Here is a 14230-nt window from a genome sequence, read left to right as displayed (position 1 = left end):
CTGCAAAATAAACTTCAAAAAAGCGTCAAAGTACTTTTTTCTGTCACACGTTTTGGAGTATTACGAAGACAGACCGCCGAAACCTGCAACACAGGTGGCGTCTTCCAAGACCCCGCATGTATGCAGAACACTTGAGTCCCCGCAGGTGTATTCGGCAGTCACTTCGAGGCGCAGCACCGTCAAGGTATTGCGTCGAATGGCTCCCACAAAGGTGACCGAGTATGGATGATCACGGACGTAGCTCTTCTTCCAACCAGCCAATCCTTTATGTACTCGATACCAACGTATTGATTCACGATCCAAACGCGCTGCTTAACTTCGAAGAACACCACGTCGCGATCCCGATGACCGTGCTTGAAGAGCTCGACAAGCTCAAGAGCGGGCATCACAGCGTAGCCGCCGAATGCCGCCAGGCCATCCGCCTGATCGACAAGACTCTGGGCGATGCCTCACCCGAGGATGTCGAGCAGGGTGTGCCGATCCAGCGTGGCAAAAGCGGACCCAAGGGTTTGCTGTCAATTCTGATGAGCAAGCATGCCGAGCCGAACCTGATTCTGCCCGAGCATCTGAACGACAACAAAATCATCAACCAGCTGATCGACCTGCACGCGCGCGACCCGAAGAAGCCCGTGGTGCTGGTCACCAAAGACATCAACATGCGCCTCAAGGCACGCGCCTGCGGGATCGCGGCCGAGGACTACAGCACCGACCAACTGGTCGACGACGTGTCCTTGCTGCCCAACGGCTACCACAACATGACCGGCTCTTTCTGGGACCGCGTGAGCAAGGTCGAAACCCGTCAGGACCACGGCCGCACCTGGCATCAGGTGCAATTGATCGACAACCTGCCGGCGGTGCACATCAACGAGTTCATCATTGATGAACAGGGCTTTGTCGGCTGGATCAAGGAGATTGAAGAAGACCGCTTGCTGATCCTCGACCTGCACCAGGAACCGCTGCTGCACCAGGAAGCCTGGGGCCTAAAGCCGCGTGATATCTATCAGAGCCTGGCGCTGTACGCCTTGCTCGATCCGGACATCCACCTGGTCAACCTGTCGGGTGCCGCGGGCTCGGGTAAAACCATCCTGGCGCTGGCCGCTGCGATCGAGCAGACCATGGTCAGCAAACGTTATCGCCGCATCATCGCCACCCGCAGCGTGCAGGGCCTGGACCAGGAAATCGGTTTCCTGCCCGGCACCGAAGCGGAAAAAATGGAGCCGTGGCTGGGCGCCATCACCGACAACCTCGAAGCCTTGCACATGGATGACGAAAGCACCCATGGCAGCGTTGACTACATCCTCAGCAAAGTGCCGTTGCAGTTCAAATCCCTCAACTACATCCGGGGCCGCAGCTTCCAGCAGAGCCTGATCCTGATCGACGAATGCCAGAACCTCACGCCGCACCAGATGAAAACCATCATCACCCGTGCCGGCGCCGGTTCCAAAGTGGTGTGCCTGGGCAACCTGGCGCAGATCGACACCCCATACCTGTCCGCGACCAGCTCCGGGCTGACCTATCTCACTGAACGCTTCAAGGACTTCCCGAACGGGGTGCACATCACCCTGCAAGGGGTACCACGCTCGATCCTGGCCGAATACGCCGAATCGCATTTGTAATCGCTTCATCGAAACCGGGCGGCCCTACAACCGCCCGGTTTTTTGTGCCTGACGCAAATCCCCTGTAGGAGCTGCCGAAGGCTGCGATCTTTTGATTTTCAAGGCGAAGATCAAAAGATCGCAGCCTTCGGCAGCTCCTACGGTGGGATTGTGGTGATCGGATAATCGTGCGTGCGAAAAATTGACCCGCAGGTTTACAATCGACGCTCCTGATCAGGAGTAATCCCGTGCTGACTCATCTCGATTCCCAAGGTCGCGCCAACATGGTCGACGTCACTGAAAAAGCCGTGACGTTCCGTGAGGCGACCGCTCAAGCGCTGGTGCGCATGCTGCCCGAAACCCTGCAGATGATCGTCAGCGGCGGCCACCCCAAGGGTGATGTGTTTGCTGTGGCGCGCATTGCCGGCATTCAGGCGGCGAAGAAAACCAGTGATCTGATTCCCCTGTGCCATCCGCTGATGCTCACCGGCGTCAAGGTCGAGCTCAGTGCCGAAGGCGACGATTCGGTGCGTATAGTGGCGCGCTGCAAGCTGTCCGGGCAGACCGGCGTTGAAATGGAGGCCCTGACCGCCGCCAGCGTCGCCGCGCTGACGATCTACGACATGTGCAAGGCCGTGGACCGGGGCATGACCATCGAAAGCGTGCGTCTGCTGGAGAAGGTCGGCGGCAAGAGCGGCCATTTCCAGGCGGAGCAGTCATGAACGTTACCGTGAAGTTTTTCGCCCGTTATCGTGAAGCGTTGGGTGTGGACTCGGTGAAAGTGGAAGGCAACTTCGCCACCGTCGACGACGTCCGCGCGCTGTTGGCCCAACGTGATGGTGCCGAGGTGTTGAGCGAGCAAAACCTGATGTGCGCCCGCAACGAAGACCTGTGCCAGCTCGACGAGCCGGTCAGTGAGGGCGATGAAGTGGCGTTCTTTCCGACTGTGACCGGAGGCTGAGCCATGGCGATTCGCGTACAGTCCACCGCGTTCGACCCGGGTGCCGAAGTCAATGCCATGCACGATGCCAATGTCGGCGTGGGTGCGGTGGTGAGTTTTGTCGGCTACGTACGCGACTTCAATGACGGCCTCGATGTGGCCGGGATGTTCCTCGAACACTATCCGGGCATGACTGAAAAGGCCCTCGGAAAGATCGCCATCGAGGCCGAGCAGCGCTGGCCGTTGCTCAAGCTGGAAGTGCTGCACCGCATCGGCGCCCTGGAGCCGGGCGAGCCGATTGTCTTCGTTGGCGCGGCCAGCGCCCATCGTCAGGCGGCATTCGACGCCTGCGCCTTTGTCATGGACTACCTGAAAACCCGTGCGCCGTTCTGGAAGAAAGAAATCACCAGTGACGGGCCGCGTTGGGTCGAGGGGCGTGACAGTGATCATGCGGCGGCGGATCGCTGGAAGCAGTAAATCCTGCGGCGTTCTCAAGTCAGCCTTCGCGAGCAAGCTCGCTCCCACAGTGGATCTGGTTGAACACAAATTTTGTGTACGACACAGAACCCTGTGGGAGCGGGCTTGGTCCGGGCGGCGTTCCGACGAAGGGGCCATCTGGCTCACCCAATACCTTGCAGAACCACCACCCGACCATCGGCCGGAACGGGCTGCATTTGCCTCATTGACGATTTATACATAAAAGTCCAGTATGGAATTATAAGTACAAAAAAGGTTTCCACCCGTTTCAGCTTTTTCTTCTGTCTTGCCAAACCAACAACAACCGCGAGAAAACGAACATGAAGAAGTTCCCCCTCATCACCGGTCTGGCCCTGAGCCTGTTGGCGTGCAGCTCTGTGTTCGCCGCCGAGAAAACCTTGCGCATCGGTATCGAAGCGGCGTATCCACCGTTCGCCTCGAAAACCGACAAAGGCGAAATCGTCGGTTTCGACTATGACATCGGTAATGCCCTGTGCGCGCAGATGAAGGTCAAGTGTGTGTGGGTCGAAGGCGAGTTCGACGGTCTGATTCCTTCCCTGAAGGTGAAGAAAATCGACATGGCGCTGTCGTCCATGACCATCAATGAAGACCGCAAGAAGTCGGTGGACTTCACCCACAAGTACTATTTCACTTCGTCGCGCCTGGTGATGAAGGATGGCGCGGTGGTGGATGACCAGTACGCCAGCCTCAAGGGTAAGACCGTCGGCGTGCAGCGCGCCACCACGACCGACCGTTACGCCACCGAGGTGTTCGAGCCAAAGGGCATCAACGTCAAGCGCTACAGCAACAACGAAGAAATCTACATGGACCTGGCAGCCGGTCGCCTCGATGCGATTTTTGCCGACACCATTCCACTCAATGACTTCCTGTCGATGCCGCGCGGCAAGGGTTACGCCTTTGCCGGGCCGGAGCTGAAAGATCCGAAATATGTGGGCGAAGGTGCCGGGATTGCCGTGCGCAAGGGCAATACCGAACTGGTCAGCGAGCTGAACACGGCCATTGATGGCATTCGTGCCAGTGGTGAGTACCAGAAGATTTCGGACAAGTATTTCAAGTCCGACATTTACGGCGATTGATCAAAAAGATCGCAGCCTGCGGCAGCTCCTACAGGGGAATGCGTTTCACTGTAGGAGCTGCCGCAGGCGGCGATCTTTTGATTTTCAGCCCTTCAATTCCTTCAAATGCTTGTACACCGTCGCCCGGCCCATGTTCAGCACATTGGCCACGTAGTTCGAGGCGCTTTTGCCCTTGAACGCGCCTTCGGCGTGCAATGCCAGCACCAGTTCGCGCTTGTGGTCGCGAGTCAGCAGATTCAGGCTCAACTGCCGCTCGCGCAGCCAGGCGTGGAGGAAGGTGTTGATCCGCTCCTGCCAGTCATCGCGAAACAGCGCATCCGGTTGCGGGATCAGCTTGGTCGGCGACAGGAACAGGTCCAGGGCGGCCTTGGCATTTTCGAACAACGAAATATTCAGGTTGATGCACAGCACCGCCTGTGGACGACCTTCACTGTCCCGAAGCACCGTGCTGAGGCTGCGAATCTTCTGACCATCCCAGTTGAGCTTTTCGTACGGCCCGATGTTTCGTTCGCTGACATCGTCGCTGAGCATGTCTTCCAGCGCCGAGTCGTCGCCGATTTCCCGCTTGGACAGGTTGTTGGCGATGTAGTCGACCTTTTGCGTGCGCAAGTCGTGCAGCACCACTTCGGCGTGGGGGAAAAACAACGTGGCGATGGCGTCGGCAATCGCGTGGAAGTTATCCAGGGATGTGTCGTCCAGGGCCGAGTCTTTTTCGGGAGCGTTCATACAGTGGAACTCCAGGCAGCGTCAGCGCCCCATCAAAGGGGCGCTGAAAGTGTGCCGTAATCGTGTGGGCACGTCACCTGAGGATCAGGATCCGCCGAGGCGGGCAGGGGAGAGCATTTCGGCATTCAGCCCGAAATGGCCGAGCGACTCGGGCAACGCGGCACCGCGCACCAGTGCCGCGCTGGCCTGGCCCATGGCCGGTGAGGTCTGGATGCCATAACCGCCTTGTGCCGCGACCCAGAACAGCCCCGGTACCTGTGGATCGAAGCCGGACAGCAAGTCGCCGTCGCTGACGAAGCTGCGCAGGCCGGCCCAGGTGCGGGTCGGGCGGCGAATGGTCAGGGTCGTGGCTTCTTCGATCTGGTAGATGCCCATGGCAATGTCCAGCTCTTCGGGCTGCACATCGTGGGGTTCCACCGGGTCGGCGTTGGCCGGTGAACCGAGGAACATCCCGGCATCGGGTTTCATGTAGAAGGATTCGTCGAGGCTGACCAGCATCGGCCAATGGTGGATGTCCACGCCTTCGGGACCGGCGAAGATGAACGCGGCCCGGCGTTTGGGTTGCAGGCCCAGGGGATTGGCGCCAGCCAGTTCGCCGACCTTGTCGGCCCAGGCGCCGGCGGCGTTGATGATGACCGGTGCGCTGAAGGTCTGGCTGCCGGTCTGGACGTGCCATGTACCCTGGCTGTCACGGCTCAGGCTGACGACTTCGCTGTCGGTGTGCACTTCGCCCTGGTTGCGGCGGATGCCGCGCAAATAGCCCTGGTGCAGGGCATCGGTGTCGATGTCGCTGGCGGTCGGGTCGTAGATGGCGCCGTGGACCTTTTCCCGGCGCAGGATCGGCACCAGCGCGCAGGCCGCGTCGGCGTCGAGCAACTGCATCTCCGGCACCGTGGTTTTTGCGCTCTGGTATTGCCTGTTCAGCTCGTCCGGGTCACCGGTCAAGTCCACGGTCATTTCGCCGCGCGGGGTCAGCAGCGGGTGTTCGCAGAAACCACTGGGCGGGTTGTCGAAAAAGTCCCGGCTGGCCAGGGTCAATGCCCGCACTTGCGGGGTGCCGTAGGCGGCGGTATACAGCGCCGCCGAGCGGCCGGTGGAGTGATAGGCCGGATGGGATTCGCGCTCGAGCACGATCACGCGGCCGTGCTGCGAAAGCCAGAAACCCGTGGAAGCACCGGCAATCCCGCCGCCGATGATGATGAAATCTGCCTGGCTCATGAACGTCTCCTGTTGGGGCGTAAATGCCGGATTTATGGTGATCTCTTGTAGGAGCTGACGAGTGAAACGAGGCTGCGATCTTTTCAAAAGCAAAGTCAAAAGATCGCAGCCTTCGGCAGCTCCTACAGGATGAATTTGGTGTCAGTGCGTGAGGCGATAGATCGCATTGGCCAGCGCAATGTCTTCCAGGCCCAGGCCGATGGAGCGGAAAAACACATGGCGATCGTAATCAGGGCGCAGGACTTTTCCGCTGAGCAGGTCGGGCAGGTCGCCGACAATCGCGCCCTTGTCCCAGTCGTGCCGTTCGGCGGCGATCAGCATTTCGCCGGCCGAGCCCGGGGTGGTCAGGCGATAGTCGCAGAACACCTGCATGTCGTTGAGGCTTTGCGGCGGCACTTCATGGGCGCGCGGCGCATTGGTGCTGATGGAGGTGATCAACGCCGGTTTGCGCAAGCTCGACGGATCGATCACCGGACCGGCGGACGAGGTGCAGAGCATGATCACGTCGGCGTCCTGAACGGCAGCTTCGCGACTGTCGACGATGTTCAGGCGTGGCTCGATGTTTTTCAGCCGGCGCACGGTTTCGGCGTCTTCGCTCACGCTCGGCGAGTACAGGCTGATGCTCTGCCAGTCGCGCAGGCCTTTCACGTAATGCAGGTGCGCCTGGGCCACTTTGCCGCTGCCAATAATGGCAAGGCGATTGGCTGTGAGTGGTGCGAGGGCATCGACCGCGACGGCGGTGGTCGCCGCGGTGCGCGCGGTGGTCAGTTCGCCGGCATCGCACAGCAGCAGCGGCTGGCCGGTCTGCATCGACATCAACAACGTCCACGCCGTCACCAGCGGCCCCTGCTCACGGACGATGTACGGCGACGTCTTGATCCCGTATACGCCTTCTCCGGCAAGCACACCCAAGTAGTTAATGAAGTCGCCGGCGCCCTGTGGAAATTCCACCAGTTGCTGCGCCGGTTGTACGGCTTGCCCGGCGGCCAGGTCGCGGAACAGTTTGCGCAGGATCTGTGGCACATCGACCTGCGCCAGTAGCTCGCGAGCCTGGGCTTGGGGGATCACTTGGGGCGTGCTGGACATGGTCGGCTCCGGAGCTGAGAGTAAACTAATTTGTCTATTATGGACTTTTAGATATCTACAGCAAGCACCTGTTGAAAAAAAGCCGGACGAAAAAAAAGCGCAGTCCGTTTCCGGCTGCGCTTGTCTTTTCAGCGTCCCTTAATGCGGGCGCTTGCGTTCAACGGCCCGCAACAGATGCGTCGGTGGCGTTTCACAGCTGATCTTGCGCCCCAGCTTTTCCTCGATGGACGGTAGCTGGTAGGAGTCGTCTTCACCGGCAAAGCTGATGGACACACCGTCGGCACCGGCGCGGCCGGTACGACCGATGCGGTGCACGTAGTCGTCCGGCACTTCCGGCAGGGTGAAGTTGATCACGTGGCTGATGCCGTCGATATGGATGCCGCGACCGGCCACGTCGGTGGCGACCAGTACGCGAATCTTGCCTTCGCGGAAGCCTTCGAGGGTCTTGATGCGCTTGTGCTGCGGCACGTCGCCGGACAGTTGCGCGGCGTTGATACCGTCACGCACCAGGCGTTCTTCGATGCGTCGTACTTCATCCTTGCGGTTGGCGAAGACGATCACCCGCTCCCAACCGTTGTCGTTGACCAGGTTGTAGAGCAGTTTGTATTTGTCGGCACCGGCCACCGCGTAGATGTGCTGCTCGACGTTTTCGTTGGCCACGTTCTGCGACTCGATCTCGACGATCGACGGGTCGGTGGTCCATTGCTTGGCCAGGTTCATCACGTCTTCGGTGAAGGTCGCGGAGAACAGCAGCGTCTGACGCTCGGACTTCGGCGGCGTCTGGCGAATGATCTGGCGCACTTGCGGGATAAAGCCCATGTCGAGCATGCGGTCGGCTTCGTCCAGCACCATCACTTCGACCATGTCCAGGTGCACGTCGCCGCGCTGGTTGAAGTCCAGCAGGCGGCCCGGCGTGGCCACGAGGATGTCGCAGTGGCGGGCCTCGAGGTGCTTGAGCTGTTTGTCGAAGTCCATGCCACCGACGAACGTCATGACGTTGAGGCCGGTGTACTTGGTCAGGTCGGCGGCGTCCTTGGCGATCTGCACCACCAGTTCGCGGGTCGGTGCGATGATCAGTGCCCGTGGCTCACCCATGTAGCGCTCTTTCGGCGGCGGGGTTTGCAGCAACTGGGTGATGATCGAGACCAGGAACGCAGCGGTCTTGCCGGTACCGGTCTGGGCGCGGCCGATGGCGTCTTTGCCCGCGAGGGTGAAGCCCAGTACCTGTGCCTGGATCGGCGTGCAATACGGGAAGCCCAGGTCCTGGATGGCGTGCATCAGTTCCGGGGCGAGTTTGAAATCGTGGAAGCGGGTCTTGCCTTCCTGGGGCTCGACGACGAAGTCTTCGAGTTTCCATGGGATGACCGGTGCCTTTGGCTTGGGTTCGCGGCGCGGTCTGGCGGGTTTTGGCGTTTCGCTGAGCGGCTGTTCCGGGGCTGTTATCGCCGCAGGCAGGTCAGCCATTGCGGTCTTCGGCTCATGCTTGGGTGCCGCCGTGGCGGTGGCTCGTTCAGACTGATTACCGTCGGTGCGGTGGCCGGGAGCGTGAGACGCAGGGCTGGGAACTGGCGCGAGTTGCTCAGTCTCGCTTTTACCGAACATTTTCTTGAGTGCTTTGAGCACGGTCATCTCATCAATTGATTAAGGAATGTACGCCGGGCAGTGTAATGCAAGAATCGGGCGCGGCGTAGTGGGATGGATCAAAGGGTGCTTTTAAACACAAATGCTTAACGCAAGCGCTCGGCGAGCCAGACACCGATGTCGCGAATTTCTTCGGGTAACACTTCGTGACCCATTGGGTATTCCTGCCATGTCACGGTGACACCACGCAGCTTCAAATGCTCGTAGGCGCTGCGCCCCATCGAGTTTTGCACCACATCGTCGTACTGGCCGTGCATCGACAGCACCGGAATCCGCTGCTGGCTGGCGGACAGTTGCAGTTCGTCGCTGAAGGTCGGTGCATAAGTAGAAAGGGCAACGACGCCACCCAACGGACCCTGCCATTTCAGAAATGCGGTGTGTAAAACCACGGCGCCGCCCTGGGAAAAACCTGCCAGGAAGATCCGCGAGGCGTCTATTCCGCTGGCTCGCTGCACTTCTATCAATTCAATGACACGGTTCGCCGACTCTTTCAGCTGCTCGCGGTTGATCGCGCGCGCCGGGCTCATGGCCAGGATGTCGTACCAACTCGGCATCTCGTAGCCGCCGTTGATAGTGACAGGGCGATGCGGTGCCTGCGGGAGAACGAAGCGGGTACTCAGCAAGGTTTCCTGCAGCGCTTCGGCCACCGGCAGGAAGTCGTAGCGATCGGCGCCCAGGCCGTGCAGCCATATAACGCAGGCGTCTGCGGGCTTTACGGGCTGAAGAATCAAGGGCTCGGTCATGTCTGCTCCAATGTTGTGCGTGCGCGTACATATAAGTGCGTGATCAAAGTGCGCGTCAGGTTGATCCGTTAATAAAGTGTCGCAAGCGTACAAGTTTTGCTATTGACCTGCAGCTGAACCGCTTCGGCGAGCGGTGTGGTACGGGCTTTGCTATGGGGAAACGGTGCAACCCATCTCGCGCCCGGCGGTAACACTATCAGTGTACTGCCGACTGTGGGATAGCAATGAATCCGGTGATGGATGTTCGCCAATGGCCGCTACGGGGCTTCGCGAACGTGAAAGGGCTACAGCCCGTTCGGCCGACTGGTGAGAGTGAGTTTTCCATGACGTGGATTTTCTCCTACTAGACTCATAGCTAACGTCTTACGTCGGTTGACCCCAAAACAAGCCAACACGGGTCGACTACGCCTCAAAAGGGTGCGACAGGACTCACGCTCCGACACAACAAGAGCAAAACTGGAGGTTTGAATGAAGATGTTGAAATCCACCCTGGCTATCGTGACTGCAGCCGCAGTACTCGGTGTCAGCGGGTTTGCCCAGGCGGGCGCAACCCTGGATGCAGTGATGAAGAAAGGTTTCGTGCAGTGTGGCGTCAGCGATGGCTTGCCAGGCTTCTCGGTTCCGGATTCCACCGGCAAGATCGTCGGTATCGATGCTGACTACTGCCGTGCAGTAGCGGCGGCTGTCTTCGGCGACGCGACCAAGGTCAAGTTCAGCCAGTTGAACGCCAAGGAGCGCTTCACCGCGTTGCAGTCCGGCGAAATCGACATTCTGTCGCGCAACACCACCATGACCAGCTCCCGCGACGCGGGCATGGGCCTGAAATTCCCGGGCTTCATTACCTACTACGACGGCATCGGCTTCCTGGTAAACAACAAGCTGGGCGTCAAGAGCGCCAAGGAACTGGACGGTGCAACCATCTGCATCCAGGCCGGTACCACCACCGAACTGAACGTTTCCGACTACTTCCGCGGCAACGGCCTGAAATACACCCCGATCACCTTCGACACCTCCGACGAAAGCGCCAAGTCGCTGGAATCCGGTCGTTGCGACGTACTGACCTCCGACAAATCCCAGCTGTTCGCCCAGCGCAGCAAGCTGGCTTCGCCGAAAGACTACGTGGTTCTGCCGGAAACCATTTCCAAGGAGCCTCTGGGCCCGGTCGTGCGTAATGGCGACGACGAGTGGCTGGCGATCGTGCGCTGGACTGGCTACGCCATGCTCAACGCTGAAGAAGCCGGCATCACTTCGAAGAACGTCGAAGCCGAAGCCAAGGGCACCAAGAACCCTGACGTTGCCCGTCTGCTGGGTACCGACGGTGAATACGGCAAAGACCTGAAAGTGAAGAAAGACTGGGTCGTGCAGATCGTCAAGCAAGTCGGCAACTACGGCGAAGTGTTCGAGAAAAACCTCGGCAAGAGTACTCCGCTGGAAATCGACCGCGGGCTGAACGCTCTGTGGAACGCTGGCGGCATTCAATACGCACCACCAGTGCGCTGATGGTTCTATCACCCGGTGGGCCAACCACCGGGTGATGTTCTGTTCCATTATTTGCGGGGCACTTCATGCAAAATTCAATCGGCGCGCCAAAGCAGAGGCTCAGCCTCAGCGATCCACGCGTGCGTGCTTGGGTATTCCAGATCATCACGATTATCGCGGTGGTCTCGCTGGGCTGGTTTCTGTTCGATAACACGCAAACCAACCTGCAACACCGGGGCATTACCTCCGGGTTCGACTTTCTGGAGCGCAGTGCCGGTTTCGGCATCGCTCAACACCTGATCGACTACACCGAAGCGGACACATACGCCCGGGTGTTTGTCATCGGCCTGCTCAACACCTTGCTGGTGACCTTCATCGGTGTGATCCTGGCGACGATCCTGGGTTTCATCGTGGGTGTGGCGCGACTGTCGAAGAACTGGATCATCGCCAAGGTGGCGACGGTGTACGTGGAAGTCTTCCGCAACATTCCGCCGCTGCTGCAGATCCTGTTCTGGTACTTCGCGGTGTTCCTGACCATGCCGGGGCCGCGCAACAGTCATAACTTCGGCGACACCTTCTTTGTCAGCAGCCGCGGCCTGAACATGCCGGCGGCGTTGATGGCGGATGGTTTCTGGCCGTTTGTGATCAGCGTTGTAGTCGCCATCGTCGCCATCGTGCTGATGAGCCGCTGGGCGACCAAGCGCTTCGAAGCCACCGGGGTGCCGTTCCACAAGTTCTGGGTCGGTCTGGCGATGTTCCTGGTCATTCCTGCGCTGTGCGCGCTGATTTTCGGCGCACCGGTGCACTGGGAAATGCCGAAACTGCAAGGCTTCAACTTCGTCGGTGGCTGGGTGTTGATCCCGGAACTGCTGGCGCTGACCCTGGCCCTGACGGTGTACACCGCAGCGTTCATCGCCGAGATCGTGCGTTCGGGCATCAAGTCGGTCAGCCATGGCCAGACCGAAGCGGCGCATTCCCTCGGCCTGCGCAACGGTCCGACCCTGCGCAAGGTGATCATTCCGCAGGCCCTGCGCGTGATCATCCCGCCGCTGACCAGCCAATACCTGAACCTGGCGAAGAACTCCTCGCTGGCGGCCGGTATCGGTTATCCGGAAATGGTCTCGCTGTTTGCCGGGACCGTGCTCAACCAGACCGGCCAGGCGATCGAGGTGATTGCCATCACCATGAGCGTGTACCTGGCGATCAGTATCAGCATTTCCCTGCTGATGAACTGGTACAACAAGCGCATTGCGCTGATCGAGCGGTAAGGAAAAGCGCATGAGTACTCATACTTTCAAACCTGACATGCCGCCACCGAACCGCAGCATCGGTGCGGTGGCGTGGATGCGCGAGAACATGTTCTCCAGCTGGCTCAACACCCTGCTGACCCTGTTCGCGTTCTACCTCATCTACCTGGTGGTACCGCCGATCCTGCAGTGGGCGATCCTTGACGCCAACTGGGTCGGCACCAGCCAGGCCGACTGCACCAAGGAGGGCGCCTGCTGGGTGTTCATCCAGCAGCGTTTCGGCCAGTTCATGTACGGCTACTACCCGCCGGTACTGCGTTGGCGCGTGGACCTGACGGTGTGGCTGGCGATTGTCGGCGTGGCGCCGTTGTTCATCTCGCGCTTTCACCATAAGGCGGTGTACGGGCTGAGCTTCCTGGTGCTGTACCCGATCATTGCCTGGTGCCTGCTGCATGGCGGCGTATTGGGACTGGATGCCGTGGCGACCAGCCAGTGGGGCGGCCTGATGCTGACCCTGGTGATCGCCACCGTCGGTATCGCCGGTGCGTTGCCACTGGGCATCGTCCTGGCGCTGGGCCGTCGTTCGAACATGCCGGCGATTCGCGTGGTCTGCGTGACCTTCATCGAATTCTGGCGCGGCGTGCCGTTGATCACGGTGCTGTTCATGTCCTCGGTGATGCTGCCGTTGTTCCTGCCTGAAGGCATGAACTTCGACAAGCTGCTGCGGGCGCTGATCGGCGTGATCCTGTTCCAGTCGGCCTACGTGGCCGAGGTGGTGCGCGGTGGCCTGCAAGCGATTCCAAAAGGTCAGTACGAAGCGGCGGCGGCGATGGGCCTGGGTTACTGGCGCAGCATGGGCCTGGTGATTCTGCCGCAAGCCCTGAAGCTGGTGATCCCCGGCATCGTCAACACCTTCATTGCGCTGTTCAAGGACACGAGCCTGGTGATCATCATCGGCCTGTTCGACCTGCTCAACAGCGTCAAGCAAGCCGCCGCCGACCCGAAATGGCTGGGCATGGCCACCGAAGGCTATGTGTTCGCCGCCCTGGTGTTCTGGATTTTCTGTTTTGGTATGTCGCGCTATTCCATGCATCTGGAACGCAAGCTCGACACTGGCCACAAGCGCTAAGTCGCTACCTAATTTAGGAAGTTTTGTGATGAGCGAAGCAATCAAACAGCCTGTGAGCCCTGAAGGCATTATTCAGATGCAGGGCGTGAACAAGTGGTACGGTCAGTTTCACGTACTCAAGGACATCAACCTCAACGTCAAGCAGGGCGAGCGTATCGTCCTGTGCGGCCCGTCAGGTTCCGGCAAATCCACCACCATCCGCTGCCTCAACCGTCTGGAAGAGCATCAGCAGGGCCGCATCGTGGTCGATGGCGTGGAGCTGACCAACGACCTCAAGCAGATCGAAGCGATCCGTCGTGAAGTCGGCATGGTGTTCCAGCACTTCAACCTGTTCCCGCACCTGACCATCCTGCAGAACTGCACCCTGGCGCCGATGTGGGTGCGCAAGATGCCCAAGCGCAAGGCCGAGGAAATCGCCATGCACTACCTGGAACGCGTACGCATTCCGGAGCAGGCGCACAAGTACCCGGGGCAGTTGTCTGGCGGTCAGCAACAGCGTGTGGCGATTGCCCGTGCGCTGTGCATGAAGCCGAAGATCATGCTGTTCGACGAACCGACCTCGGCACTCGACCCGGAGATGGTGAAAGAGGTACTGGACACCATGATCGGCCTGGCCGAAGACGGCATGACCATGCTCTGCGTGACCCACGAAATGGGCTTCGCCCGCACCGTGGCCAACCGCGTGATCTTCATGGACAAGGGAGAAATCGTCGAACAGGCTGCGCCGAACGACTTCTTCGACAACCCGCAGAATGAACGCACCAAGCTGTTCCTGAGCCAGATCCTGCATTGATCGGTCAGTGACTGTCTCAATGAGCCCCGCCGATTGTTCGGTGGGGCTTTTTTTATGAG

General features: G+C 59.7%; 14 protein-coding genes. 9 read left to right on the top strand and 5 right to left on the bottom strand.

Features of this window, described 5'->3' with window-relative positions; translation table 11 throughout:
* Window positions 1-221 precede the first annotated feature (221 nt).
* From AB4O40_RS12235 to AB4O40_RS12215, 5 genes are all read left to right on the top strand, one after another.
* Window positions 222-1616: a PhoH family protein gene (locus AB4O40_RS12235; protein WP_008050144.1), complete on the top strand. Its 1395-nt coding sequence runs from the start codon at window positions 222-224 to the stop codon at window positions 1614-1616.
* A gap of 227 nt (window positions 1617-1843) precedes the next feature.
* On the top strand, window positions 1844-2317 hold the full coding sequence (gene moaC, locus AB4O40_RS12230; protein ID WP_056726185.1) for a cyclic pyranopterin monophosphate synthase MoaC: 474 nt from the start codon (window positions 1844-1846) through the stop codon (window positions 2315-2317).
* Window positions 2314-2556, top strand: coding sequence for a molybdopterin converting factor subunit 1 (gene moaD, locus AB4O40_RS12225; protein ID WP_095965504.1), 243 nt, complete (start codon window positions 2314-2316; stop codon window positions 2554-2556). The genes moaC and moaD overlap by 4 nt, the downstream gene beginning before the upstream one ends.
* Before the next feature lie 3 nt (window positions 2557-2559).
* Window positions 2560-3012: a molybdopterin synthase catalytic subunit MoaE gene (gene moaE, locus AB4O40_RS12220; RefSeq protein ID WP_046041968.1), complete on the top strand. Its 453-nt coding sequence runs from the start codon at window positions 2560-2562 to the stop codon at window positions 3010-3012.
* Window positions 3013-3332: 320 nt separating this feature from the next.
* Complete coding sequence (locus tag AB4O40_RS12215; protein WP_056726183.1) at window positions 3333-4109, top strand: ABC transporter substrate-binding protein; 777 nt, start codon at window positions 3333-3335, stop codon at window positions 4107-4109.
* A gap of 84 nt (window positions 4110-4193) precedes the next feature.
* Here the strand turns inward: AB4O40_RS12215 and AB4O40_RS12210 are convergent, their stop codons facing one another.
* From AB4O40_RS12210 to AB4O40_RS12190, 5 genes are all read right to left on the bottom strand, one after another.
* Window positions 4194-4835: a helix-turn-helix transcriptional regulator gene (locus AB4O40_RS12210; protein ID WP_056726182.1), complete on the bottom strand. Its 642-nt coding sequence runs from the start codon at window positions 4833-4835 to the stop codon at window positions 4194-4196.
* An 84-nt stretch (window positions 4836-4919) separates the two neighbouring features.
* A complete protein-coding gene (locus tag AB4O40_RS12205) occupies window positions 4920-6053 on the bottom strand; it encodes an NAD(P)/FAD-dependent oxidoreductase (RefSeq protein ID WP_460054364.1) in 1134 nt (377 codons plus the stop codon).
* A 141-nt stretch (window positions 6054-6194) separates the two neighbouring features.
* Window positions 6195-7139 (bottom strand): ornithine cyclodeaminase family protein, encoded by a 945-nt coding sequence (locus AB4O40_RS12200; RefSeq protein WP_409078405.1) that lies wholly within the window; start codon window positions 7137-7139, stop codon window positions 6195-6197.
* Between the two features lie 138 nt (window positions 7140-7277).
* Window positions 7278-8768, bottom strand: a complete 1491-nt coding sequence (rhlB, locus tag AB4O40_RS12195) for an ATP-dependent RNA helicase RhlB (RefSeq protein WP_056726179.1) — start codon at window positions 8766-8768, stop codon at window positions 7278-7280.
* Between the two features lie 98 nt (window positions 8769-8866).
* Window positions 8867-9523, bottom strand: coding sequence for an alpha/beta hydrolase (locus AB4O40_RS12190; RefSeq protein WP_414914592.1), 657 nt, complete (start codon window positions 9521-9523; stop codon window positions 8867-8869).
* A gap of 468 nt (window positions 9524-9991) precedes the next feature.
* On the opposite strand from AB4O40_RS12190, the gene AB4O40_RS12185 reads away from it, so the two are divergent.
* The 4 genes from AB4O40_RS12185 (at window position 9992) to AB4O40_RS12170 (ending at window position 14171) form a co-directional block, all read left to right on the top strand.
* On the top strand, window positions 9992-11023 hold the full coding sequence (locus AB4O40_RS12185; RefSeq protein ID WP_007972676.1) for an amino acid ABC transporter substrate-binding protein: 1032 nt from the start codon (window positions 9992-9994) through the stop codon (window positions 11021-11023).
* 65 nt (window positions 11024-11088) lie between these two features.
* Entirely contained in the window at window positions 11089-12270 is a 1182-nt protein-coding gene (locus AB4O40_RS12180; protein WP_056726177.1) for an amino acid ABC transporter permease, read from the top strand.
* Window positions 12271-12280: 10 nt separating this feature from the next.
* A complete protein-coding gene (locus AB4O40_RS12175) occupies window positions 12281-13378 on the top strand; it encodes an amino acid ABC transporter permease (protein ID WP_056726176.1) in 1098 nt (365 codons plus the stop codon).
* 28 nt (window positions 13379-13406) lie between these two features.
* The gene (locus AB4O40_RS12170) at window positions 13407-14171 is read left to right on the top strand and encodes an amino acid ABC transporter ATP-binding protein (RefSeq protein ID WP_008053474.1); all 765 of its coding nucleotides are present in this window, start codon (window positions 13407-13409) and stop codon (window positions 14169-14171) included.
* Window positions 14172-14230: the final 59 nt, after the last annotated feature.

The sequence above is a fragment of the Pseudomonas sp. S2_F07 genome (genome assembly GCF_054668325.1).
This window is presented reverse-complemented; position numbering and strand designations above follow the sequence as displayed.

Bases quoted from the DNA above. Each gene is read 5' to 3' on its own strand.
- AB4O40_RS12235 (WP_008050144.1), top strand. From the start codon at position 222: ATGGATGATCACGGACGTAGCTCTTCTTCCAACCAGCCAATCCTTTAT.
- moaD (WP_095965504.1), top strand. From the start codon at position 2,314: ATGAACGTTACCGTGAAGTTTTTCGCCCGTTATCGTGAAGCGTTGGGT.
- moaE (WP_046041968.1), top strand. From the start codon at position 2,560: ATGGCGATTCGCGTACAGTCCACCGCGTTCGACCCGGGTGCCGAAGTC.
- AB4O40_RS12215 (WP_056726183.1), top strand. From the start codon at position 3,333: ATGAAGAAGTTCCCCCTCATCACCGGTCTGGCCCTGAGCCTGTTGGCG.
- AB4O40_RS12210 (WP_056726182.1), bottom strand. From the start codon at position 4,835: ATGAACGCTCCCGAAAAAGACTCGGCCCTGGACGACACATCCCTGGAT.
- AB4O40_RS12205 (WP_460054364.1), bottom strand. From the start codon at position 6,053: ATGAGCCAGGCAGATTTCATCATCATCGGCGGCGGGATTGCCGGTGCT.
- AB4O40_RS12200 (WP_409078405.1), bottom strand. From the start codon at position 7,139: ATGTCCAGCACGCCCCAAGTGATCCCCCAAGCCCAGGCTCGCGAGCTA.
- rhlB (WP_056726179.1), bottom strand. From the start codon at position 8,768: ATGACCGTGCTCAAAGCACTCAAGAAAATGTTCGGTAAAAGCGAGACT.
- AB4O40_RS12190 (WP_414914592.1), bottom strand. From the start codon at position 9,523: ATGACCGAGCCCTTGATTCTTCAGCCCGTAAAGCCCGCAGACGCCTGC.
- AB4O40_RS12185 (WP_007972676.1), top strand. From the start codon at position 9,992: ATGAAGATGTTGAAATCCACCCTGGCTATCGTGACTGCAGCCGCAGTA.
- AB4O40_RS12180 (WP_056726177.1), top strand. From the start codon at position 11,089: ATGCAAAATTCAATCGGCGCGCCAAAGCAGAGGCTCAGCCTCAGCGAT.
- AB4O40_RS12175 (WP_056726176.1), top strand. From the start codon at position 12,281: ATGAGTACTCATACTTTCAAACCTGACATGCCGCCACCGAACCGCAGC.
- AB4O40_RS12170 (WP_008053474.1), top strand. From the start codon at position 13,407: ATGAGCGAAGCAATCAAACAGCCTGTGAGCCCTGAAGGCATTATTCAG.